At 62.2% G+C, this 21,779-nt stretch carries 21 protein-coding genes; 13 read left to right on the top strand and 8 right to left on the bottom strand.

Going from position 1 to position 21,779, the window contains the following annotated elements:
- Positions 1-29: 29 nt before the first annotated feature.
- The 5 genes from DIE21_RS14655 (at position 30) to DIE21_RS14635 (ending at position 5,389) form a co-directional block, all read left to right on the top strand.
- Positions 30-1,124, top strand: a complete 1,095-nt coding sequence (locus DIE21_RS14655; RefSeq protein WP_260432491.1) for a glycine betaine/L-proline ABC transporter ATP-binding protein — start codon at positions 30-32, stop codon at positions 1,122-1,124.
- A 14-nt stretch (positions 1,125-1,138) separates the two neighbouring features.
- Positions 1,139-1,963: a proline/glycine betaine ABC transporter permease gene (locus DIE21_RS14650; RefSeq protein WP_124498369.1), complete on the top strand. Its 825-nt coding sequence runs from the start codon at positions 1,139-1,141 to the stop codon at positions 1,961-1,963.
- A gap of 10 nt (positions 1,964-1,973) precedes the next feature.
- Entirely contained in the window at positions 1,974-2,816 is an 843-nt protein-coding gene (locus tag DIE21_RS14645; RefSeq protein ID WP_260432490.1) for a proline/glycine betaine ABC transporter permease, read from the top strand.
- Positions 2,817-2,925: 109 nt separating this feature from the next.
- A complete protein-coding gene (locus DIE21_RS14640; RefSeq protein ID WP_124498428.1) occupies positions 2,926-4,398 on the top strand; it encodes an aldehyde dehydrogenase family protein in 1,473 nt (490 codons plus the stop codon).
- A gap of 202 nt (positions 4,399-4,600) precedes the next feature.
- A complete protein-coding gene (locus tag DIE21_RS14635) occupies positions 4,601-5,389 on the top strand; it encodes an SDR family NAD(P)-dependent oxidoreductase (RefSeq protein WP_124498367.1) in 789 nt (262 codons plus the stop codon).
- Positions 5,390-5,704: 315 nt separating this feature from the next.
- Here DIE21_RS14635 and DIE21_RS14630 read toward each other — a convergent pair whose 3' ends face one another.
- The 4 genes from DIE21_RS14630 to DIE21_RS14615 all read right to left on the bottom strand — a co-directional run bounded on the left by DIE21_RS14630 (position 5,705) and on the right by DIE21_RS14615 (position 10,057).
- Positions 5,705-6,190 (bottom strand): prolyl-tRNA synthetase associated domain-containing protein, encoded by a 486-nt coding sequence (locus DIE21_RS14630; protein WP_185642774.1) that lies wholly within the window; start codon positions 6,188-6,190, stop codon positions 5,705-5,707.
- Between the two features lie 89 nt (positions 6,191-6,279).
- A complete protein-coding gene (locus DIE21_RS14625; RefSeq protein WP_124498365.1) occupies positions 6,280-7,695 on the bottom strand; it encodes an aspartate ammonia-lyase in 1,416 nt (471 codons plus the stop codon).
- Positions 7,673-8,674, bottom strand: coding sequence for a LysR family transcriptional regulator (locus DIE21_RS14620; protein ID WP_124498364.1), 1,002 nt, complete (start codon positions 8,672-8,674; stop codon positions 7,673-7,675). The genes DIE21_RS14625 and DIE21_RS14620 overlap by 23 nt, the downstream gene beginning before the upstream one ends.
- A gap of 21 nt (positions 8,675-8,695) precedes the next feature.
- Positions 8,696-10,057, bottom strand: a complete 1,362-nt coding sequence (locus DIE21_RS14615; RefSeq protein ID WP_124498363.1) for an MFS transporter — start codon at positions 10,055-10,057, stop codon at positions 8,696-8,698.
- A 509-nt stretch (positions 10,058-10,566) separates the two neighbouring features.
- Between DIE21_RS14615 and DIE21_RS14610 the strand changes: the two genes are divergently transcribed.
- From DIE21_RS14610 to DIE21_RS14600, 3 genes are all read left to right on the top strand, one after another.
- Positions 10,567-11,472: a fumarylacetoacetate hydrolase family protein gene (locus tag DIE21_RS14610; RefSeq protein WP_124498362.1), complete on the top strand. Its 906-nt coding sequence runs from the start codon at positions 10,567-10,569 to the stop codon at positions 11,470-11,472.
- Positions 11,473-11,487: 15 nt separating this feature from the next.
- Positions 11,488-12,831: an aminotransferase class I/II-fold pyridoxal phosphate-dependent enzyme gene (locus tag DIE21_RS14605; RefSeq protein WP_124498361.1), complete on the top strand. Its 1,344-nt coding sequence runs from the start codon at positions 11,488-11,490 to the stop codon at positions 12,829-12,831.
- Positions 12,832-12,931: 100 nt separating this feature from the next.
- Positions 12,932-14,230, top strand: coding sequence for an MFS transporter (locus DIE21_RS14600; RefSeq protein WP_124498360.1), 1,299 nt, complete (start codon positions 12,932-12,934; stop codon positions 14,228-14,230).
- Between the two features lie 87 nt (positions 14,231-14,317).
- Here the strand turns inward: DIE21_RS14600 and DIE21_RS14595 are convergent, their stop codons facing one another.
- From DIE21_RS14595 to aspA, 4 genes are all read right to left on the bottom strand, one after another.
- Positions 14,318-15,208, bottom strand: a complete 891-nt coding sequence (locus DIE21_RS14595) for a LysR family transcriptional regulator ArgP (RefSeq protein WP_124498359.1) — start codon at positions 15,206-15,208, stop codon at positions 14,318-14,320.
- A 51-nt stretch (positions 15,209-15,259) separates the two neighbouring features.
- Positions 15,260-15,967, bottom strand: coding sequence for an HAD family hydrolase (locus tag DIE21_RS14590; protein ID WP_124498358.1), 708 nt, complete (start codon positions 15,965-15,967; stop codon positions 15,260-15,262).
- 33 nt (positions 15,968-16,000) lie between these two features.
- A complete protein-coding gene (locus DIE21_RS37205) occupies positions 16,001-16,159 on the bottom strand; it encodes a hypothetical protein (protein ID WP_185642773.1) in 159 nt (52 codons plus the stop codon).
- Positions 16,160-16,315: 156 nt separating this feature from the next.
- Complete coding sequence (gene aspA, locus DIE21_RS14585; protein WP_124498357.1) at positions 16,316-17,746, bottom strand: aspartate ammonia-lyase; 1,431 nt, start codon at positions 17,744-17,746, stop codon at positions 16,316-16,318.
- Positions 17,747-18,128: 382 nt separating this feature from the next.
- Between aspA and DIE21_RS14580 the strand changes: the two genes are divergently transcribed.
- From DIE21_RS14580 to DIE21_RS14560, 5 genes are read left to right on the top strand one after another with little or no spacing between them, the layout of a single operon-like run.
- Positions 18,129-18,680 (top strand): cupin domain-containing protein, encoded by a 552-nt coding sequence (locus DIE21_RS14580; protein WP_124498356.1) that lies wholly within the window; start codon positions 18,129-18,131, stop codon positions 18,678-18,680.
- A 14-nt stretch (positions 18,681-18,694) separates the two neighbouring features.
- Positions 18,695-19,456 (top strand): alpha/beta fold hydrolase, encoded by a 762-nt coding sequence (locus tag DIE21_RS14575; RefSeq protein ID WP_124498355.1) that lies wholly within the window; start codon positions 18,695-18,697, stop codon positions 19,454-19,456.
- Positions 19,453-20,325, top strand: coding sequence for an aspartate dehydrogenase (locus DIE21_RS14570; RefSeq protein WP_124498354.1), 873 nt, complete (start codon positions 19,453-19,455; stop codon positions 20,323-20,325). Before DIE21_RS14575 ends, DIE21_RS14570 begins: the two co-directional genes overlap by 4 nt.
- 11 nt (positions 20,326-20,336) lie before the next feature.
- Positions 20,337-21,089, top strand: coding sequence for an SDR family oxidoreductase (locus tag DIE21_RS14565; RefSeq protein ID WP_124498353.1), 753 nt, complete (start codon positions 20,337-20,339; stop codon positions 21,087-21,089).
- A gap of 15 nt (positions 21,090-21,104) precedes the next feature.
- Entirely contained in the window at positions 21,105-21,689 is a 585-nt protein-coding gene (locus tag DIE21_RS14560) for an NIPSNAP family protein (protein ID WP_124498352.1), read from the top strand.
- The last annotated feature ends 90 nt before the right edge of the window (positions 21,690-21,779 follow it).

The raw sequence follows: 21,779 nt of genomic DNA, 5'->3' as shown, positions 1-21,779 counted from the left end.
GGTTCCCACCGCCAGATGGAAGCATGACCATGATGAACGAACTTTCCCATGTGCAACGGACCACCATCGTCGAATGCCGCGATGTGTGGAAGATCTTTGGTAACGCCAGCGCAGCTGCGATCGAAGCAGCTCGGAGCGGGCAATACGATAAAGAGGCACTGCTCAAGAAATTCGGCTGCGTTGCAGCAGTCAATAACGCGAATTTTTCCATTGCCGAAGGCGAGACGTTTTGCATCATCGGTCTTTCAGGCAGCGGCAAATCCACGTTGATCCGCCACTTCAACCGCCTCATCGATCCGACGAGCGGCGAGGTGATCGTGCGTGGCAAGAACATCTGCAAGCTTCCGTACTCCGAATTGCGCAAGCTGCGTTCGACCTGCATCGGCATGGTGTTCCAGCAGGTGGCGTTGCTGCCATATCGCACCGTCCTGCAGAACGTGATGCTTCCCCTCGAAGTACAGGGGCTATCGACGGCAGAATGCCGGCAGAAGAGCCAAACCGCACTCGACACGGTCGGGCTTGGCAGCTGGTCGGAGCGCTATCCGAAAGAACTGTCGGGTGGTATGCAGCAACGCGTCGGTATTGCGCGCGCGCTGGCAGCAAATCCGGAACTGCTGCTGATGGACGAGCCGTTCAGCGCCCTCGATCCGTTGATTCGCAAGCAGCTCCAGGTGGAATTCAAGCAGCTCTCCACCAAACTCAAGAAAACGACCATCTTCATTACGCACGATATCGAGGAGGCGATCCGGATCGGGGACCGCATCGCGATCATGCGCGAGGGGAAGATCATTCAGATCGGCACGCCGGAGGAGATTGCCCTGAGCCCGGTCGACGACTACGTCGCCAGTTTCATGGAGGGCGTCTCGCGCCTCAAGTTGGTCAAGGCGCATTCGGTAATGCAGCCGCTTGCTGGCGCGCAGCCCGTCTCCGGATCGCACACGAGCGTCGACATCAATGCGGATCTGGAGGAGATGATCGACCTTTCTCTCGCTGAAGGGAGCGAGAGCTTGCTGATTACCGAACACGGCAACGCCGTCGGAACGGTTACGCGCGAAGCAATTCTGAAAGCCGTGCGCGGGATTGATGTCAGAGCCGAGCGCTCGCGCGCCCTTGCAACCGACTGATGAATGGTGACGCAATGGCAAGCATGACAGAAATTTTTGATGGGGCCGTCGACAGCGGCCTCGGATGGCTTACCGATCACGCGACCGATGTTTTCAATGGCGTGAGCGCCGTCCTCAACGGAACGTTCAACGGTATCGACGCGGTTCTGACGTTCGTGCCCTGGTGGGTTCTCGTACTCGCTGCCGGCGTATGCGGTTGGCGATTCGTCGGGCGCACGTTCGCGATCGCCGCGGTGATCGGGCTGTGGATGTGTCAGGCGATGGGTCTGTGGGCTGAAACGATGAGCACGCTGACGCTGGTGTTCAGCTCGACGCTGCTTGCGCTCGCGATTGCGATTCCGGCCGGCATCCTGCTTGGCCTGACCTCGAGAGCCATCAAGAGTGTCGAAGTCGTTCTCGACTTCATCCAGACGATGCCGCCGTATATCTACTTGCTGCCGGGCATTGCCTTGCTCGGCTACGGTCCGGCAACCGCGATGTGGGCAACATGGATTGTTGCGATTCCGCCGGCGCTGCGCCTCACGGCTCATGGCATCCGCATGACGCCGATTCAGTATCGGGAACTCGGCACGGCGGTCGGGATGACACTGTTCGACCATCTCTTCAAGATTCGTGTGCCGATCGCGCTTGCGTCGATTTTTGCCGGGATCAACCAGAGCTTGATGCTCAGCTTCGGGATGGTCGTCATCGCCGGTATCGCAGGATCGGGCGGTCTCGGTCAGTCGATCTACGACGCCGTGCGCACGCTCGAGATCGACAAGGCCGTCAACGCCGGTATCGCAATCGTCGTTGTAACCATCGTGCTGGACCGGTTCTCGCAACGGCTCGGCCAACGATAAGGAAAGCATGATGGAAACGCTGCATATTTCCCCCGGGTCCCTGGTCGCGCCCATCCTGTCATACCTGAACGTTCACCATCACGACGGTTTTGTTGCGATCGCGGTGTTCTTCAACGGCCTGATTCAGGCGGTCGTCCACCTGCTGTCGCTGGCGTCTCCGCTCGTGATTGTCGGTGTATTGTCGGTGATCGCCCTGGTCGTAGCGGGTTGGCGTGGTGGGTTGCTGTGCGCCGGCGGCCTGGCACTCTGCATCGGGCTGGGCATGTGGAGCGCAACGGTGGAGACCATCGCGGTGATCACGCTGGCGGTGGCGTTCTCGGTCGTAACCGGCATTCCGATCGGCGTGCTGCTCTCCCGCAGCGAGCGGCTCAGAACCGTGGTTCGTCCGGTGCTGGACATCATGCAGACGATGCCGCCGTGGGTGTATCTGGTTCCGGCCGTCATCCTGTTCGGCCTCGGGGTCGTTCCGGCCATGCTGTCGACGGTCATCTACGGCATCCCGCCGATGATCCGTCTCACCATACTGGCGATGAGCGAGATCCCGGAAAATCGCGTTGAACTGGGGCGAGCCATCGGCGCGAGCAAGCAGGCGATTTTCTGGAAGATCGAGCTGCCGTCTGCCATGCCGACCCTGCTTGTGGGGGTGAACCAGTGTGTGCTGTTTTCGCTCGGCATGGTCGTCCTTGCCGGCCTTGTCGGAGCAGGCGGACTGGGGGCTGAAGTCACCCGTGGCCTGTCCCGCATGGAATTCGGCCTCGGCATGCGCGCGAGTATCGCGATCGTCGCGCTCGCGATCGTCCTTGACCGCGTGTTCCGCGGCGCAATTCCGAAGAAATTTCTGACGCATGTCTGAGCACACCGGTTCAAGCTTTCAGACAGCTATGTGACCTTCTTGTGGCCGGCTCAGCCGGTTGGAACAGGGAGATGCGTCACGCCGATCAATCCAAACAGTTGGGACAATGATGCGTACTGGCTTATTCATCGATGGTAAATGGGTGTCGCCCAAGCTCGGCGGCACGCTTGAAGTGATCAATCCCGCGAGCGGCAAGGCTTTCCACGAAATCTCCGCCGCGACTGCGGAAGACGTCGATCTTGCCGTCGGCGCGGCACGACGCGCGTTCAACGGCGAATGGCCGCGAATGTCCGGCGCGCAAAGGGCGGCCTACCTGAGAAAGATCGCTTCGCGTATCCGGAGTCGTCTCGACGAAATCGCGGAACTCGAGGTGCTGGACAACGGCAAACCGCTTCCCGAAGCGAAGTGGGACATCACGGACGCGGCCGGCTGTTTCAATTTCTACGCCGATCTGGCAGAGGAGTACGACGGTCAACGTGTCGAATCGCTTCGTCTTCCCGACGATCGTTTCACGTCCAAGGTCGCGCACGAACCGATCGGCGTCGTCGGTGCAATCATTCCGTGGAACTATCCGCTTCTGATGGCGGCATGGAAGGTGGCGCCAGCGCTCGCTGCCGGGTGCACCGTCGTGTTGAAGCCGGCGGAAGCCACGTCGCTCACCGCGCTCGAGCTGGCTGCCATTGCGGAAGAAGTCGAACTGCCGCACGGCGTTCTGAACGTGATCACCGGGATTGGGGCGGATGCGGGGCAGCCGCTTGTGGACCACCCGGAGGTGGACAAGCTGGCCTTCACCGGGTCGGGCGCAATCGGTTCGAAACTGATGGCGGCGGCTGCGAAGTCGATCAAGCGCGTCAGTCTCGAACTGGGTGGCAAGTCGCCCATTCTCGTGTTCGACGACTGCGACATCGAAAAGGCCGTCGAATGGGTGATGTTCGGGATTTTCTGGAATCAGGGGCAGGTATGTTCGGCTACGTCCCGTGTGCTCGTCCACGAGCGCATCCATGACCGGTTCCTCGAGCGACTCGTGCAGGAGGCGAAGAAAATCACGATCGGAGACGGATTGACCGACGGCATCCTGCTCGGCCCGCTGGTATCGAAGATCCAGCTGGAACGCGTGACTGCCGCCATCGAACAGGCGCGCGCCGATGGCGCCACCGTCGTGACGGGCGGGGAGCGTCCGGCGCATCTGTCCGAAGGCTATTTCATCGAGCCGACCGTCTTGACGAATGTGCCGCTCGATAGCCACGCCTGGAAGGAAGAGATTTTTGGGCCGGTGGTCTGCGTCCGCGCGTTTGGCTCGGAAGATGAAGCGATCACGCTTGCGAACGACACGCGCTTCGGCCTCGCGGCCGCCGTGATGACGAGCGACGACGAGCGCGCCGAACGCGTGGCCGCCGCCTTGCGGGCCGGGATCGTCTGGATCAACTGCTCGCAGCCCACTTTCACCGAAGCACCGTGGGGCGGTTACAAGCAATCGGGGATTGGCCGCGAGCTCGGTCGTTGGGGTTTCGAGAACTACCTCGAGACCAAGCAGATCACTGCTTACGTCAGCGAAGAACCCTGGGGCTGGTATCTCGATTGAGCCGTCACGTTCAAGCGCCGCAGGTTGTCCGGCGCTTGAATGGAAAGCGCCGCGTCAGCGGCGCTGCGCTCCTGTCCGGTGTCTATCCCGGCTTAACTCATAGCACTGCGAATCGTTTGGCAATCCATATCTCGTGACCTTGACGCCATCGTGTTATCGGTTTGAGGTCGACGTTCATCTATCGCTGGATCGGGAGTTCAACATGTCCTCTCCGCAACACGTCACTGTCAGCAATGAATCCCGGACCGGCCGGAAAGTAGCGATCGTGACGGGCGCTGGCGGCGGGATCGGCTCGGCCATCTGCCTGCGCCTTGCCGCGGACGGCTGGGCGGTAGTGCTATCGTCGCGGACCGACAAGGCAGCAGCGGACGTACTCGGGCGTTGCCGCGCGCTCGGTGCGCCGGCCGATATGGTGACTGGCGATATCACGCAAGCCGATTACGTTCGGGAACTGGTCGCCTTCGCCATTGAGCGTTATGGGCGACTGGATGGCTTTGTCGCCAATGCCGGTGCCGCAGGTCGACTCGAACCCGTCGAGGATTACCCGGAGGACGTATTCGATCTGGTAATGAACGTCAATGTCCGCGGTACGTTTCTGGCACTCAAGCACGCGCTGCCGGCGCTTCGCGCAAGTGGAGCGGGCAGCTTCGTGGCGATCGCATCGACATCGGCCATCCGCGGCCGAGCGAATCTGTCTGCCTACGTTGCCAGCAAGCACGCCGTGCTGGGCCTTGTCCGAAGTGCGGCGCTTGAAGCAATCGGGACCGGGGCTCGTGTTAATGCGGTCCTGCCTGGGCCGATTCAGACGCCGCTGATCGATACACTTAACGAAATGGCCAAATCCCGAGGCCAGGGGATCGCCCGCGCGACTGCGGCACCATACGGAAATCCGGAAGACGTGGCAAACACCGTCGCATTCCTGCTTGCCCGCGAGTCGTCTCATATGAACGGGGCGAGTATCGTGCTGGACGCCGGCAGCACCGTGGCTTGATCGCTGCACTCAACCGCTCGCGCCTGGCCACGATTATCCGGACGTCTGTACGGATCCTGCACCTTCGCACTGCCCGGCCGCGCGAGTGGCCGAGGCACCGCTTGCCGCGCCGTGGAGCGCCGCCCCAGCCTGTCGTTTTCCGACTCAAGAATGCACGGTTGACACCGTCACCAGAACGGTAGTGAATGAATCAAGATAAATAAGCATGACGTATAAATCAGATGCGAAGTCATAACGGGGAAAACGACACCGACGGCGAATTGCGCGGCTCGCATGCATGGCGTTGCACCGAGGGCGCACCGCACGGTGCGACGTCTAAGCAGGCTGTCGAGCGCCGAGAATTTGCCAGGAGGGGGCGTGGTCGATACGCTGCAGGAAATTTTCGAAGTCGTGCCGTGAGAGTGCGACCGTCGCCGAGCTGTCGAGCGGATGAAACAGAAAGGCCCGTTCCGCGGCCAGATCCTCGTCCATCACAAGTCGAACACGGCCGAAGGGATCGTTGACCAACGCGAGCGGGCTCAGCGACCCGGGCCGCACACCGAGCGAATCCGACAGGCGCTCGGCAGGAGCGAACGACAGGCGCTTGCTGTCGAGCGTGGCCGCGATCGCGCGCAAGTCGAGGGCCTTGTCCGCTGTCGTGACGACGAGGTACAAGTTGCCCTGCTTGTCTTGCAGCAGAAGATTCTTGCAGCGGGCGCCGACGAGCGAAAGCTCGAGTGCCCCGGATTCCGCCATATTGAGTACGCGCTCGTGGCGCTCGTACTCAAATGGAATGCCTTGTCGCTCGAGCAGTTCGAGCAATCCGTCCCTTTCCATCATTTCCCGTTATTTCCCGTTCCATCAGCGTTGAAACGGTCGGCCATCACCCCAGACAGCCGACCGCGTGTCGATTATCGCGGTTCAAAGACCGGGTATGAAGCCTTGTCGATTTCCGACAAGGCATCGTCTCGAGACAGGAGGCCGGATTCGTCCAGGATAACCGCCAACGGACGCCCTTCGGCGACCGACTGCCGCGCCAGCTTGCTCACGCGCGCATAGCCGAGTCTCGGTACCAACGCAGTCGCCACAGCCATCGAGTCCATCAGGTTTTGCTGATTGCGCGTGATGTTCGCCGTGATACCGGCCACGCACTTCCGCGCAAACCGCTGGATCCCGTTGGTCAGCAACGTGATGCTGTCGAACACGCGGGAAGCCACGACAGGCTCGAAATGATTGATCTCGAGCTCGCCGTACTGGACGGCCTGTGCTACCGCGACGTCATTGCCGATGACCGCAAAGCTCAGTTGAATCATCGACATCGGCAGCACCGGATTCACCTTGCCGGGCATGATGGACGATCCTGCCTGCGCTTCGGGAAGCGTCAATTCACCCAGTCCGCCCACCGGGCCGGAAGACAGGATGGTCAGATCCGACGCGATCTTCGCGAGGGAGGCCGCGCAAGTCCGCAGTTCGCCCGAGACACGCGAGAATACGTCCATGTTCTGCATGGCATCGAACGAGTTTGTCGGGGCGACGTAGTCGACGCCCGTGATCTCGGAGAGGTGCGTGAAGACCACCGACCGATACCCTGCCGGTGCGCCGAATCCAGTGCCGATTGCCGTGCCGCCCAGCGGGAGTGTGCGCAGCTTGTCACGTACGATCGCCAGCTCTTCGCCGAGGCGTCGAGTAAGTGACGCATATCCACCGAACAGCTGGCCGAGCCGCATCGGTTGCGCGTCCTGAAGGCACGTCCGACCAAGATGGAGAATATCGGCAAACTCGACAGCCTTGTCATCGAACTGTCTGGCCAGGTGCGCCAACTCGTCGATGAGCGGTTCGAGCATTGCGAACGTCGCCATCTTCATCGCGGCAGGGTAGACGTCATTGGTGGACTGCGAGCGGTTGACGTGGTCGTTGGGATGGACCACTTCATACGATCCCGCGGCATGCCCCAGAATCTGCTGCGCCCGATTCGCGATCACCTCGTTGAAATTCATGTTCGTCGACGTGCCGCCGGAGCCTTCGAGCAGATCGACGACGAGGGAGTCGGAAAACCTGCCATCGATGATCTCGCGACAAGCGCGGCCGATGGCCTCGCATTGCGCTTGCGTGATGGTGCCCGTGTCGCGGTTGGCGAGGGCGGCTGCCCACTTGCATTGCGCGAAGGCGATCGGGAATGCCGGATGGTGCGAGATGCTGAGCGGCGAAACCGTCAGGTTGTCGACACCCCGTACCGAGTTCACGCCATACAGTTTATCGGCCGGGATTGCGACTTCCCCGACATAGTCGCGTTCGATACGCGTTTCAGCTTTGGCTCGATTGTCCATGTGAGTTCCTGTTTCCAACATCAATAAGTTGTTCAATTTCCTGACCGAGCGCTTTTCGCACGCGTGGCATGAAAGATTGCTCGATGACTTCGGATGCCGTGTCGCACGCGTCTTCGAAGAATGCGTTGTATTCGTCCCGGCGGGCCACCAGATAGAGCGAGCGTTCAAGGCCGAGTCCGTCGACGACGTGGGTCGCGACCTGGTCCGCATAGGTTGCGCCCTGCAACAGGCACATCGGCGAGGTCACGGCCCATCCGATGCCTTCCGCGACCATCGAGGTGAGGGCATCGGCGTTGTCGAGTTCCAGTCTGGTCGGAATGCGCACCTCGATTCGCCTCAGATAGCGCTCGATCTGCATGCCGACCTGTGAACTCCGGTTGAAGCGCACGATCGGTAACGCATTGGCCAACGCCCTGATGTCCTCTACCGTCCGTACCGATCCGCGAAAATCCCTGGGCGTGATGACGAGATATTTCTCGGACAGCAGGCGGAATCGCACGACGTCGCCGGCGTCGATCAGCGCATCGCTCGTCACCACGAGATCGAGATCGCGCCGCAACAGCGCCTCTCCTTGCTGCGGGCTCAAGCCGGTGCGTATCGACAGTTGCGAGACCTTTCCCAGGAGTCGCTTCGTGAAGACCGATCCGCAGGTCGCCGCGAAAGAGTCGACCAGTCCGATACGAAGGTCAGGCTTGATTCCACGCCCCGCCTCGACCACCTGCGCCTTCAGGTTGGAGATCTCCTCGCTGAGGACCGCGCCGCGGTTCCTGAGCGCGATGCCGAAAGGCGTCAACGCAAGAGGGCGGGTTGTCCGATCAACGAGCACCACGCCCAGTTCGTCTTCGAGCTGCCGGACGATCTGCGAGACACCCGATTGAGAAATGCCCATGCGGCCGGCCGCTCCGGACATGCTGCCTTCCTCCGCCACTGCGACGAAGACTTGTACGGCATACATATCGATTGGCTTGTTGGCCGGCATGATGGGCTCCAATGGGTACGATCAACTGTTGCGATGGGCTGCCTGGAAGCCGGCATTGCGCGCAGTGACGGACGCCGCATCGTCTTCGTCCGGACCGGAATGCATGTCGGACAGATTTTCGTTGCGGGTTTCCGGCGCAAACAAATGGCAGAACACGCCGCCGAACACGAGCACGGCGACGCATGTGCCGAGCGCAGCGTGAATGCCGACGTGCTGCACGGCGACGGGCAAGAGGAATGTGCTGATCGCCGAGCCGAACCGGCTCGACGCGACGGCCAGCCCCACACCCGATGCGCGCAGATGTGTCGGAAAAAGTTCGGGCGGGTAGACGAATTCGAGGTTCGCGGCAGCGGAAAGAATGCAGGCAAAAATGCCGAACGCGAGTATCGTTCCGATCGGCCCGAAGCCTGCATACGCCAGCACGGCGAGTCCGAGTGCGGCAAGGTAGAAGCTTCCGATCAGGAATGCGCGGCGCGACAGTCGATCGGCGATCAAGAGTCCCAATATTGCGCCGGCGAAGAGCAGGACGTTATAGACGAGACCGCCGACGAAACTGTCCTTGACCTGCAACGCCTGCAGCACTTTCGGGGAAAACGTCCCCAGCGCGAAGTACGGGATGACCTGGCACGTGTAGAACACGCAGCCGACCAACGTATGCTTGCGCCAGCGTGCCGAAAACAACTCGGACCAGGCGCCGCGGCGTTGCTGGGGGGCGGTCGGCGACGCCGGAAGCACGGTATCCGGCCCCAGCTTTGCACGAATGATGTCGAGGGCCTCGCTGTTTCGCCCGCGTTTCATCAGCCACATGGGCGACTCGGGCACGCCGAGCCGGAACGGCAGGATCAGCAGCGCCGGCAGGCCGCTGGCGGCCAGCATGATTCGCCATGCGTCGGGGCCGATGTCGCGAATCGCGAAGCCGGCAAGGTAGGCGCCTACGTAACCCGCCGCCCATGCCGCGGCGAGGACGCTCAGCAGCCGGCCGCGATAACGGCGTGGCGCGAATTCCGTGACGAGCGACTTGCTGACGACGTAGTCGGCGCCCAGGATGAGGCCGAGGAGCACGCGCAGGACCAGCAGTTGGGTCGGCGACGTGACGAAATATTGCGCTGCCGAGATCGCCGCAAAGAGCAGCATGTCGAACGCGAAGATGGTGCGTCGACCGTACTTGTCCGCGACAGGGCCCGCGAACATGCTTCCGAAGAAAAGCCCTGCCAGGGACGCCGCGCCGAGTCCACCCATCCAGAGCGCATTCAGGTGAAGCGTGCCGGCCGCCATGCTCACGGCGATGCCGATGATGCCAAGCACGAAGCCGTCGCTGAATTGCCCGCCCGTCCCGCTGAACGCCACTCGCACATGGAAACCGCGCAGCGGGACGTCCTCCATCAATATCTGCTTGCTCACTTTCGTCTCCTGAGACTCTGGTTATGGCCGAGGCGCTTGCTTGCGCCTTCGGAAACCAGTGTAGGGACTCGAGTTCAGGAAAACAGCATGTCTCTGATGAGTATCAATGATTCTAATACTATGTCGCGTGGTCTCTGAAGGTAAGCGTCCGGTGCGGCGGCGAGCAGGGATATATCGTGGGATTGCGAAGGGGCGTGTGCCGACGAGGGGAATTCCGCTTGCGGGTTTGAAGTTGCAGGTCGCGCTCCTCGCGTTCGCGTAGGGCGTGCCGGCAATCTCCGGCCGGGGCAGTCATTGCTGCATCGTTCAGAAATCGTTTATCCGGTTTAGCAAATCGAGTTTAACAACGCCGTGCCCGCCGGGCACACTGTCGTTGTGGCAGTCGTCCGAGACATTGCATCAATACTGCGTCGCAGGACGATGAGTCAGGTGTCCGAAATACGTGACATCCGGGCCCGGGTATAGCTCAACTGGACAGGGAGACGGCATTCATGAAGTTGATCAATTTCTACGAGAGCGGAGAAGTGCACGTTGGCGTCGTCACGGAGGAGGGCGTCGCCGATCTGACCGCGGCGGTTCGGTCTGTTGACGACGAGCGTCTCCAGGCACTCGCCGCGATGGAATCGCTCATTGCCGCGGGAGAGGACGGCAAGAGGCAGGCCGCCGAGATGGCGAGAAAGGCCCCCAGGAAGCATTTGGACGAATTGACCTTGGCTCCCGCCGTGACGGCCCCTGAAAAGATCTTCTGCATCGGCCTGAATTATCTGGCGCACGCGGCGGAGGAAAACGAGAATCTGCCGGTGGTGCCCGAAGTGTTCAGCAAGTTCAATACTGCGTTGGCCGCCCACGACGAGAGCATTCCGCTTCCGGTTGCGGGCGGCCAGTTCGACTACGAGGCGGAGATGGTCGTCGTGATCGGGAAGCAGGCCAAGTGCGTGTCGAAGGCGCATGCGCTCGACCATGTATTTGGCTATACCATCGGCAATGACGTTTCAGCCCGCGAACAGCAATTCCGGGTGAGCCAATGGTTGATTGGCAAATCGTCCGATAAGTTCGCCCCTGTGGGGCCCTGCATCGTTACCCGCGATGCGATTGACGGCGGCCGGTTGCCGATCCGGTTGTGGTGCAACGGCGAACTGCGCCAGAGCGCCAACACCCAGGACCTGATCTTCGATATTCCGACGCTCGTGAGCTACATCTCCCGGTTCATCACACTCAAACCCGGTGATCTGATCTTCACGGGTACCAGCGCGGGCGTCATCAACGGCATGAAGCAGGCACCCGGCCAGCGACCGTGGCTGAAACCGGGCGACGAGGTCATCGTCGAAATCGAAGGTATCGGAAGACTGCGAAACGTGATGGCAGCCCCGGTCGATGCGGATTCGAGCAGCAACTGAAAGAGAGACGGGAAAATGGCTGCATATGCGAAGCTGATTCCCGCGCAATTGCGTGCGGAATACGAAACCGTGTCCACGGCGTTCGCCGCGGCAAAGGCAAGGAACTTCCAGCTCGATATGTCGCGCGGCAAACCTGGAAAAGCACAACTGGATCTGGTGAGCGACATATTGACGGTGCTCTCGGACCCTTCCGACTGCGTGGAGGGCGACATCGACGTTCGCAACTACGGCGACCTCATGGGTATCCCATCGTGTCGGCGCTTGTTCGCGGAACTGCTTGGCACTCGACCCGACGAGATTTTCGTCGGGGGGAGCGCCAGTATGAAGCTGATGTACGACGTGCTTTCGAGGGCCTATCTTCACGGCTTGCTGCATAGTCCGAAACCGTGGGCACAGGAAAGGAAGATCAAGTTCCTTTGCCCGTCGCCGGGCTACGACAACCACTTCAGGATGGTCGAGTCGCTTGGCGCTGAATTGATCACTATCCGCATGACCGAGACCGGGCCCGACATGGCTGCGGTGGAAGAGGCAGTCGCGGACCTGGCAGTCAAAGGCATCTGGTGCGTGCCAAAGTACTCGAACCCGCAGGGAATCATCTACTCGCACCAGACCATCGCGAGGTTGGCCGCGCTGCGGCCGGCAGCGCCGGACTTCACGATCATGTGGGACAACGCCTACTTCATTCATGAGTTCGACGGCGAATTCGTACCCATTCCGGACATGCTGACCGTGTGCCGCGAGGCCGGGAATCCGGACATGGTGTTTGAATTCGCGTCGACTTCGAAGGTAACCCTGCCGGGTGCCGGCGTGGCCGTGTTTGCCACGAGCGAGGCCAACATCGCTTACATGAAGCGGCTCCTGTCGGCAGAGATCATCAGTTACGACAAGGTCAATATGCTGCGCCACGTTCGTTATCTCAAGGACAAGCAGCATGCGTTGCGGCTGATGAAGCAGCACGGCGCGATCATGAAACCCAAGTTTGACGCCGTCTGCGATACCCTGGATCGAGAGATCAGGCATCTGGGGATCGGACATTGGCGACGTCCGAAGGGCGGTTACTTCATCAGTTACGACGCGATGCCGGGCACCGCCACGCGAACCCTGGCGTTATGCAAGGATGCCGGCGTGCTCATGACGCATGCCGGCGCCACGTTTCCTTACGGCGTCGATCCCGACGATTCCAACATCCGGATAGCACCGAGCTTGCCGTCGGACGCGGAACTGCGCGCCGCCATCGACGTGTTCTGCATCTGTGTTCGCCTGGCTGCACTGGAGAAGTTGATCGAATCGGCGGGGCGGGCGGTTGCGCGGAAAGCGTCATCTGAACCGGGCCCGGTGGCGGGGAGTCCGGCCGACTGACGCGGTCGGCCTACAGGTCGGTGGACCGGCGGAGCCGTGACGAGGCGTCTATTCGTGACTGTGCTGGAGACGACCGTGGGTCGCGCTGCATCGGGCCGGTTTGAAGCGTATCGTTGAGCATTACGTCGGCCACTCGGTCGGATTTCGCACGTTGAACACCTTCGGCTGCTCGCGTTTCTCAATGCCCCATCGCCCTGACAATTCTCCGAAAGAGACGGCTCGTCCATCACCCGGTGCGGGAGTCGGCCGCCGGTTACTTCTTCGCTGGTTTGCGTCATCCGCAACGTTGAATGTCCCGCAGGCCGCGGGGCCCGTCGCCTTTTCACTGCTTGCCGTGAGCCTGACCGGCAAGGCGAGCGGCGGCGCGGCAATGATTCTTGCGATGACCGTGGCTCAGGTTGCAGGCGTTGTTCCGTTGACGCGGCTAGGCACGAGATTCCCGGCAGGGTGGTTCCTGAGGGGATTGGTGGCGGTCCGCTCGTTGGCACTGGCGTCGATCGCAATAGGCGCATGGGTACGCGTTTCGCTTGATGGATTGATCCTGCTCGCCGCACTCGCCGGCCTGGTGAACGGTGCGGCCCACGGGTACATTCGCGTTGTTCTCAATCAATTGGTGTCTGCCGCGAAGTTGCCGCGTACCCTGGGCATCGCCGCTACCCTCAACGAACTGACATTCGTGTCGGCGCCGGTTGTCGCGTCCGGGCTCGGCATTGTTTCGCCGGTCCTTTCAGTGATGGCGATCGCCGCTCTCGGCACCATTCCAGCGCTCCTCATTCCCGATACCGGTCTCTCGCACGGCCGGAGTCCGGACGTCGTCGTGGACAAGATTCTTGATTTCCCAGTCGCCTTATGGCTGATGTGTGCGGCTGCAGGAGCATCCGCGGTGGCGGGGATCGAGATCGGTGCCGTCGCGCTGGCGTTGAAGTTCAACCGCGAGCCCGCGCTCGCCATTTTTTTCACTGTCCCGTTGTGTCTCGCGTCCATAACGGGAGGCATATGGGTGAGCGTTCGAAACCGGATGTCGACGAAACGGGAGGTGCTGGCTCAGCTTTCGATCATGGCGACGGGTTCATTCCTCGCTGCGCTCGGGATGTCGCTATGGGTCACTGTTCTTGGCGCGGTGTTGATCGGCTCGATGGTGGCCCCGTTGGGGACGCACTATTCGCTTGCGCTTGATGCGCTGGCTCCTCCACATAAACGGGCCGAAGTGTTCGCTTTGCTGCGTACCGCCAACGCGGTAGGCGTGATCGTCGCTAGTGCGGTGCTGACGGTCGTCTCGCTGTCGATGGCATTGATGGCGGTCACCGGCCTTATGATGATTGCCCTTGTCGGCGTGGGCGTCGCGCCGGATCGTGGGCGACTCGACGCGAGTCGGGGGAGAGACGCGCGTTCGAGCTGATTCAGGCTTGATGACGGGAGCGGCCCACCGGAGGAAGCGAAATTTCATGGCCCGCTCGCCAGATTCCGAACCGATCGGCTTCGTATGTCAGCGGGATAGCACGCTGGCGGCGCCCAGCACCGCCTGTGTCAGTCTCTCAAGCAGTGTGGACGCCATGCGGGCCTGTTGCCAGTGCAGCGTGACGTCGAGCGGCGTGTCCGCCACCAGTTCGACGAGCGTGCCGGCGTCGATGTGTTGCTGGATCAATGCCTGGGGATGCAAGCCCCATCCCATGCCGGCAAGCGCGGCGGTCACGAAGGCGGGGGATGACGGAATGGTGTGCCGGTGCAGTTCGACGTGGTGCCGGCAATGGCGCTGCACCCAGCGGGACTGCAAATCGTCCTTCGTGCTGAAGAGCAGGCTCGGCGCCAGTGCGAGGCTGTCGGCGTCCACGCCTTTGCCGAAATGGCGAGCCACGAACGCGGGGCTGGCAACGGCGCGATAGCGCATCTCTCCCAACGGGCGGCTACTGCAGCCTGTCGCCGGCTCTGCCATGGCAGTAACGGCCGCCAGGACCGTGCCGGTGCGCAACCATTCGGCGGTGTGGCCTTCGTGGTCTACCGCCACGTCCATCAACACCGATGCCTCGGCCGCGAACGCCGTTAAGACAGGTGCGAACCAGGTGGCGAGACTATCGGCGTTCACGGCGATCGGTATCCGGACTCGGGATACCCCTTGCGGATCCAGCGCGGGCAGCGTCGCCCGCAACTCCGTTTCGAGCAGGCGCACCCGGTCGAAATGCTGGCACAACTGCCGGCCGGTTGCGGTCGCGCGACATGGCTGACTTCGCACCACCAATGCGCATCCGACGCGTTCCTCGAGGAGTCGCACGCGCTGCGACACCGCCGACTTGGTCACATGCAAGACCCGGGCCGCGCGCTCGAAGCTGCCTTCGTGCACCACTTCAGCCAACGCTTCCAGTAACGAATAGTCGAGCATTGTTCGAGAAGCTTGATCCGGGTTGAAAAATCGATACCAACGTTCCGGACTTTAGGTCACCTTGCCGCGATCGTCGAGAGGCTGAAGGCCTCGAGGGCTGCTCCATTCACGATTCAACGCGTCCAGGTTCGGGAATACCGTGATGCGCGGTGGAAACGGATTCGACTCGCCGGGCGCAACGATACCGATGAACGGCATCTCGAGCTGCTCGGCCGCCTCGAGCTCGGTTGTCGAGTCCCCGATGGCGAGAACCTGGTCGGGCAGCCAGGGCCCGGATTTCACGATAGCGCCGAATGCTTCGACCTTGGTGGTGGGCGCACCCACGATGGACTCGAAGTAATGGTCGAGACGGCGTTGCGCCGTGATTGCGACGAGATCAGGATGTGACGTGCCGGATACGAGATGCAGCGACAATCTCTGACGCATGCGTTCCAGGAACGCGCGCGCGCCGGGGAGCTCGGCGCACGACGCAATGCGCGTCATCAGCAGCCGGCTGTATCGATCCGCGAGCGTCGCCACGGTGGTGCGGTCCGGCTCCCGGCCGAAGACCGCGCGTTCGAAATACCCAAACTTTTCAACCCGGCCAATGCCGCCGTGCAGCGCCTGGTAGGCGAGAATGGCGTTCTTCTGATGTGCGTCCAGCATGCCTTCATAGCACTCGACGAAGAGGTCAGCCTTGAGCTGGACGGAGTCCAGGATGACACCATCGAAATCGAATGCGATCGCTCTGATATTTTCCGTGACGATGGGATCGGGCAATTTTGCCTCCAGTGGCGTTCCGCGGCTGACGGGTCAATTGCCGCGGGAGAAGTAACAGGTTGTTGCCAGCACGAGCACGACCGCGATCAGGCCAAGCAGTCCCAGTCCTGCCATGGTGAGATAACGCACCGGAATGGCCTGCGCCAGCAGGTCGTACCAGGAAAACGATGCAGCGACGAGGCGATCGATCACGATGATGTATTCGAAAGGCTGTCCCGGAAGAATCGAGCGGCGCCTGTCAGGACAAGACGCGTTCCGTTCCGCGTCTCGAGCGGGTGCGAGCCCGGGGCCGACCCTGAAGCGACCGACGGGGGTGTGCGGTCGGCGCACCCCCGAATGCATCCGGATTCAGCGGCCGAGCTGGATACGGACCTGGCTTGCCGGTTCGGTCAGCACCTCGGGCCGCAGAATTGCCGCCAGCTCGTCGGCACTCAGCAACCCGCGTTCGAGCACGATCTCGGAGACGCTTCGCCCTGATTCAAGGGCAAGCCGTGCGACTTCGGTGGCGTTTGCATAGCCGATATACGGATTCAGTGCGGTCACGATGCCGATCGATCGCTGCACACCATCGAGCAGATGCTCCCGATTCGCCGTGATATCGACCACGCAGCGGCGCGTGAGCGTTTCGCAGCCGGCTTTCAGATGCACGAGGCTCTTGAACAGGCTATGCGCGATGATCGGTTCGAATGCGTTCAGTTGCAGTTGCCCGCCTTCAGCGGCAAGCGTGATGGTGATGTCGTTGCCGATCACTTCGAACGCAATCTGGTTGACGACTTCCGGGATGACCGGGTTGACCTTGCCGGGCATGATGCTCGAGCCGGCCTGGCGCGGGGGCAGGTTGATCTCGCCGAGGCCGGCGCGCGGGCCCGATGACAGCAGGCGCAGATCATTGCAGACCTTCGAGAGTTTCACTGCGACACGCTTCAGTACCCCCGACAGTTGCACGAATGCGCCGACGTCCTGAGTCGCTTCGATCAGGTTCGATGCCGTCTCGAACGTGAGGCCGGTGATCGCGTTCAAATGGCGGCAGACCTTGGACGCATAGTCGGGGTGTGCGGTAATGCCGGTCCCGATCGCGGTGGCGCCGAGATTGATCTCCCGAAGCAGGGCGGCGGCTTCGGTCAGGCGCGCTTCGTCCTCGGCGAGCATCACGGCGTAGGACGCGAATTCCTGACCGAGCGTCATCGGAACCGCATCCTGCAATTGGGTCCGCCCCATTTTCAGCACGGTCGCGAATTCCCGGGCTTTCGCATCGAAAGCACCACGCAGTTCCGCCATTGCCGCAACGAGCTCGACGATGAGCCGCTGTAGTGCGAGCTTGATCGCGGTCGGATACACGTCGTTCGTACTCTGGCTCATGTTGACATCCTCGTTGGGATGCAGGAACGCGTATTCACCGCGGCGGTGCCCCGCAAGCTCCAGCGCGCGATTCGCAACGACTTCGTTCGCGTTCATGTTCGTCGACGTGCCGGCGCCGCCTTGAATGACATCGATCGGGAACTGGTCATGGAGGGCACCCTCGCGAATCTCGAGGCACGCGTTGACGATCCAGGTCGCCTTGTCTTGCGAGAGGAGCCCGAGATCGGCATTGGCGAGCGCGGCAGCCGCCTTGATTTCGGCGAGGGCGCGGACCAGCGCGGGATAACTGCCGACCGCGATGCCGCTGATCGGAAAGTTGTCGATTGCGCGCGCCGTATGGATGCCGTAGTAAGCGCTGGCCGGAACCGGGAGATCGCCAAGCAGGTCATGCTCGACGCGGGTATCAGCGAAGACGTTCATGTCATTCCTCAGTCGAAAGTGAAAACTTTTTCAGTAACGCTCGCTTTGCACGCGTTGCGTCCCTCGGCACGTACGGGGCCTTGAAACGGCGACCTGACGCTGTTTTCAGCGAATCCGCTCCGGTAGCTCAGCTTGATCGAAATCATAGTCGAATGCCGCAAAAAATGAAATCCTTTACATTGGTTGTGAATCTCGCTACGATGCAGTCATCGGCCTAGGAGTCCGGATCGTGCGGTTGATCAAGCCGAATCGATGGCTGTCAGGGCAACGAGGCAAGCACGGACGTCGAGAAAAACAGCCTGGAAAATGTAATCGATTACTAGGGTTTTTACGGTGCAATCGTTCGGTTGACCGGCAGGCCCGCTTTCAGATGAGGTGACAAATGAATCATCCGGCAACATCAGATACGCAGGAAACGACGAGCGCCATCCAGGAAGCTGCGCGTCTCGGTGGCAAGTACATGGTCGTGACGCCCGATGGCGAGGAAAGCTACTGGCAGCCGAAGCCGGCCAACGGCCATGCGTCGGTGCATGTCGCGCCGCACCTCGTGCCGATGGACGTGCCGTTCTCGGCGGGCACGCAGACGTTGCCGCCGGGCGGTGTCGTGCGCAAGCATTCGCACGACGCGAACGAGGAGGTCCTGCACTTCATCTCGGGCTCGGGCAAGGCGATCCTGGACGGCGAAGAGTATCGGCTGGGCGCCGGCACGACGCTGTTCCTTGGCAAGTTGCGCACGCATACGTTCATCAACGACGGCGATACCGACCTGCACTGGGCGTGGTTCTTCGTTCCGTCGGGGCTCGAGACATTCTTCCGCGATATTGGCCGTTCGCGTCAGCCGGGTGAGCCGACCCCCGAGCCGTTCGACCGGCCGGAGAACGTGGCCGAGATCGAGGCGCGCACCGTCTTCACGACCGGTGCGGGCAAGCAGTGACTGCGACGAGCGCGATGAACCCCGTTCATTACGAGAGCCACGGCGACGGCAGCGCGGTCGTGCTGATCGCCGGGCTCGGCGGGCTTGGTGCGTTCTGGAAGCCGGTCGTGCCGCTGCTGGCGCGGCATTTCCGGGTGCTCACGTTCGATCACCCGGGTGTCGGCCGCAGTGCGCCGCCTGCCGCGCAGACGATTCCGACGATTGCCGGCGCCGTGCTGGACGTGCTTGACCGGGAGTCGATCGGCCAAGCTCACATCGTCGGTCACTCGACCGGCAGCCTCGTCGCGCAGACGCTCGGCCTCGATCACCCGGACCGCTGCGACAGGCTCGTGCTGAGCGGCGGATGGGCGAAGCCGGATCGGCGTTTTCGGGACCTGTTCGCGTTTCGTCGCTATCTGCTGGAGCGGGTCGGGCCGTCGGCGTATTCGGCGCTGTCGAAACTCGGCGGCTACGACGGGCAATGGTACGACCGGCATCTTGCGGCCGACGCGCCGCCCGACTTCGGTGCCGAGATGCCGATGGATGTGGCGACGGTATCGAGCCGGATCGACATGTTGCTCGCGTACGAGCGCGCCGACGAGCTGGCGCGCCTGGAGCAGGACGTCCTGGTCGTCGGCGCGGAGGACGATTTCATCGTCCCGTTCTACAACTCGGCCGACCTCGCGGAACGCATCCCCCGTAGCCAGCTGGAAAAGGTCGACGGCGGACATTTCTTTCCGCAGGTCGCCCCCGACGCATTCGCGATGCTCGTATGGTCATTTCTGGAGCGCATATGAATCACGTTTCTGCCCATCAAGACGCCACTGCAGCGGCGAGTTCGACGGTTCGTTCGTCCGTGTCGCAGCCGCACGGAGAGCGGATCGCCGTCATCGGCATGGGCGCCATGGGGCGCCGCGTCGTGTCGTCGCTCCGGGCGGGTGCGTACGGCGACCTGCCCGTGGCGGGTTTCGATCCGCACGGTGACGCCGCGTTGCTCAAGCGCGACCTGAACGTCGAGCTGTTTTCGACCGTCGACGAACTGCTCGCGTGGAAGCCGACGGTCGTCGTCGAATGCGCGGGCCACCAGGCCGTCGAGCACGTCGTCGCGCAATGCCTCGAGCGCGGTGTCGATGCGATCGTTGCGTCGGTCGGCGCGCTGTCGTCCGATGCGCTGCGCGCGAAGCTTCACGACGCGCAACTGAGCGGCCAGTCCGAATTGACCGTGGTGTCGGGCGCGATCGGCGGTCTCGATGCGCTCAGCGCCGCACGCGGCAGCGGGCTTCAATCGGTGCGCTACATCGGCCGCAAGCCGCCGCGCGCGTGGGTCGGTTCACCGGCAGAAGCGCAATTCGACCTGACTGCCATCACCGAGCCGACCGTGATCTTCGAGGGCAGCGCCGCGGAGTCGGCCCGGCTTTATCCGAAGAACGCAAACGTAACGGCCGCGGTCGCGCTGGCAGGCGTCGGCTTCGAGAACACGGTCGTCACGATGATGGCCGATCCGAGTGTCGACAAGAACGTACACGAGGTCGAAGCGACCGGACCGTTTGGCCGGCTCGTCATTCGACTGGAAAACAACCCGTTGCCCGACAACCCGCGGACGTCGTGGCTGGCGGCATTGAGTATCGAGGACGCGATTTTGCGGCGTCTTCAGCACGTGATCTGAGTGAGGATGAAATGCGACTGAAAGGAAAAATTGCGCTGGTGACGGGTGCGGCTGCAGGCATCGGCGCGGCGACGGCCGAGCGCTTCGTGAAGGAAGGCGCGCGCGTCGTGCTCGCCGACCGTGACTACGACGGCGCGCGCAACGTGGCGGAAAGCATCGGCGACGGCGCATTCGCCGTGCAGGTGGACGTGACGAGCGCGCAGCAGGTCAAGGAGATGATCCAGGCGACGCTCGACCGCTTCGACGGCCTTGACATCCTCGTGAACAATGCGGGCCTCGGCACGCGCGGCAGCGTCGTGACGATCGAAGAGGACGAGTGGGACCGCCTGATCGACGTCAACCTGAAGAGCGTGTACCTGGTGTCGAAATACGCGATTCCGCAGATGGTCAAGCGCGGCGGCGGGTCGATCGTGAACCTCGCGTCGACCGTGTCGGTCGCCGGGATTCCCGATCGCGCCGCATACGTGGCGGCCAAGGGCGGCGTGGCTGCGCTGACCCGTGCGATGGCGCTCGACCACGCGGAGGAAAACATTCGCGTGAACAGCGTGGCACCGGGTGTGACGTGGTCCAACTACTACGAAAAGATGCTGAAGGAAGTGCCGGATCCGGAGGGCTTCGTTGCGGCACTGAAGGCACGCGCACCGGTGAATCGCTATGCGACGCCGGAGGAAATCAGCACCGCGATCCTCTATCTGGCGTCGGATGAATCGTCGTTCGTCACCGGTTCGATGATCACGGTCGATGGCGGCTATACGGCCCGCTGATCACCGGGGGCACGGATGATTCACGAACTTCGCGAATATGTGATCGAACGCGAGCAGGCGCCGGACTATTTCACGCTGTTCCGTGACGTCGGCATGCCGATACGTGGCAACGAGTACGGGCGACTCGTGGGCAACTGGGTAATCGACGAAGGCGCGATTCGCTTCCTGCATCTCTGGTCGTATGCGTCGCTCGCGGACCGCACCGAGAAGCGCGCCGCGCTCGGAAAAGTGCCCGAATGGACCGGCGCATTCTTGCCTGGCGCGGCGGCACGCGTGTCTTCGCAGTACATCAGGATCCTGAATCCGGTAGCCGGCGTGCTGGCCGACGGCGGCGCGGGTCCGGTGACGCAGGGGCCGCGTGCGTTGCACGTGCTTCGCTGCAAGCTCGGGAAGGCGGCTCAGGTCGCCGCCGCCCTGGCGCGTGCACACACCGGGGCGGATGGCATTTGGGTCGCGGAATTTCCCGATCCGAACGAGGTGTATCTGCTGAACGGCAGCGCCGCGCCGATCGCCGATTCCGCGGAGCTGGCAGCGCTTGGGGTTTTGAACACCACCAGCACATGGATCGGCTCTGGCCCGTATCAGCCGCCGCTCGATTGAGCGGCATCTCCAGGCGAATGGCGCCGGGGAAAGCCATTCACGCGTGAGGCTCTCAGCCTCTTTGGCGCAGCCGCCATGCCGCTGCGCCTT

It is taken from the genome of Burkholderia sp. Bp9140 (genome assembly GCF_003853425.1).
Taxonomy (GTDB): Bacteria; Pseudomonadota; Gammaproteobacteria; order Burkholderiales; family Burkholderiaceae; genus Burkholderia.
Note: the sequence above shows the minus strand (reverse complement) of the source record. Positions and strands in the feature narration are given on the sequence as shown.

What these genes read in the sequence shown, in the direction of transcription:
- DIE21_RS14655 (WP_260432491.1), top strand. Translation starts at nt 30, where the DNA reads ATGATGAACGAACTTTCCCATGTGCAACGGACCACCATCGTCGAATGC.
- DIE21_RS14595 (WP_124498359.1), bottom strand. Translation starts at nt 15,208, where the DNA reads ATGCTCGACTATTCGTTACTGGAAGCGTTGGCTGAAGTGGTGCACGAA.
- DIE21_RS14610 (WP_124498362.1), top strand. Translation starts at nt 10,567, where the DNA reads ATGAAGTTGATCAATTTCTACGAGAGCGGAGAAGTGCACGTTGGCGTC.
- DIE21_RS14605 (WP_124498361.1), top strand. Translation starts at nt 11,488, where the DNA reads ATGGCTGCATATGCGAAGCTGATTCCCGCGCAATTGCGTGCGGAATAC.
- DIE21_RS14615 (WP_124498363.1), bottom strand. Translation starts at nt 10,057, where the DNA reads ATGGAGGACGTCCCGCTGCGCGGTTTCCATGTGCGAGTGGCGTTCAGC.
- DIE21_RS14620 (WP_124498364.1), bottom strand. Translation starts at nt 8,674, where the DNA reads ATGCCGGCCAACAAGCCAATCGATATGTATGCCGTACAAGTCTTCGTC.
- aspA (WP_124498357.1), bottom strand. Translation starts at nt 17,746, where the DNA reads ATGAACGTCTTCGCTGATACCCGCGTCGAGCATGACCTGCTTGGCGAT.
- DIE21_RS14635 (WP_124498367.1), top strand. Translation starts at nt 4,601, where the DNA reads ATGTCCTCTCCGCAACACGTCACTGTCAGCAATGAATCCCGGACCGGC.
- DIE21_RS14625 (WP_124498365.1), bottom strand. Translation starts at nt 7,695, where the DNA reads ATGGACAATCGAGCCAAAGCTGAAACGCGTATCGAACGCGACTATGTC.
- DIE21_RS14570 (WP_124498354.1), top strand. Translation starts at nt 19,453, where the DNA reads ATGAATCACGTTTCTGCCCATCAAGACGCCACTGCAGCGGCGAGTTCG.
- DIE21_RS14560 (WP_124498352.1), top strand. Translation starts at nt 21,105, where the DNA reads ATGATTCACGAACTTCGCGAATATGTGATCGAACGCGAGCAGGCGCCG.
- DIE21_RS14640 (WP_124498428.1), top strand. Translation starts at nt 2,926, where the DNA reads ATGCGTACTGGCTTATTCATCGATGGTAAATGGGTGTCGCCCAAGCTC.
- DIE21_RS14575 (WP_124498355.1), top strand. Translation starts at nt 18,695, where the DNA reads ATGAACCCCGTTCATTACGAGAGCCACGGCGACGGCAGCGCGGTCGTG.
- DIE21_RS14650 (WP_124498369.1), top strand. Translation starts at nt 1,139, where the DNA reads ATGGCAAGCATGACAGAAATTTTTGATGGGGCCGTCGACAGCGGCCTC.
- DIE21_RS14580 (WP_124498356.1), top strand. Translation starts at nt 18,129, where the DNA reads ATGAATCATCCGGCAACATCAGATACGCAGGAAACGACGAGCGCCATC.
- DIE21_RS14645 (WP_260432490.1), top strand. Translation starts at nt 1,974, where the DNA reads ATGGAAACGCTGCATATTTCCCCCGGGTCCCTGGTCGCGCCCATCCTG.
- DIE21_RS14565 (WP_124498353.1), top strand. Translation starts at nt 20,337, where the DNA reads ATGCGACTGAAAGGAAAAATTGCGCTGGTGACGGGTGCGGCTGCAGGC.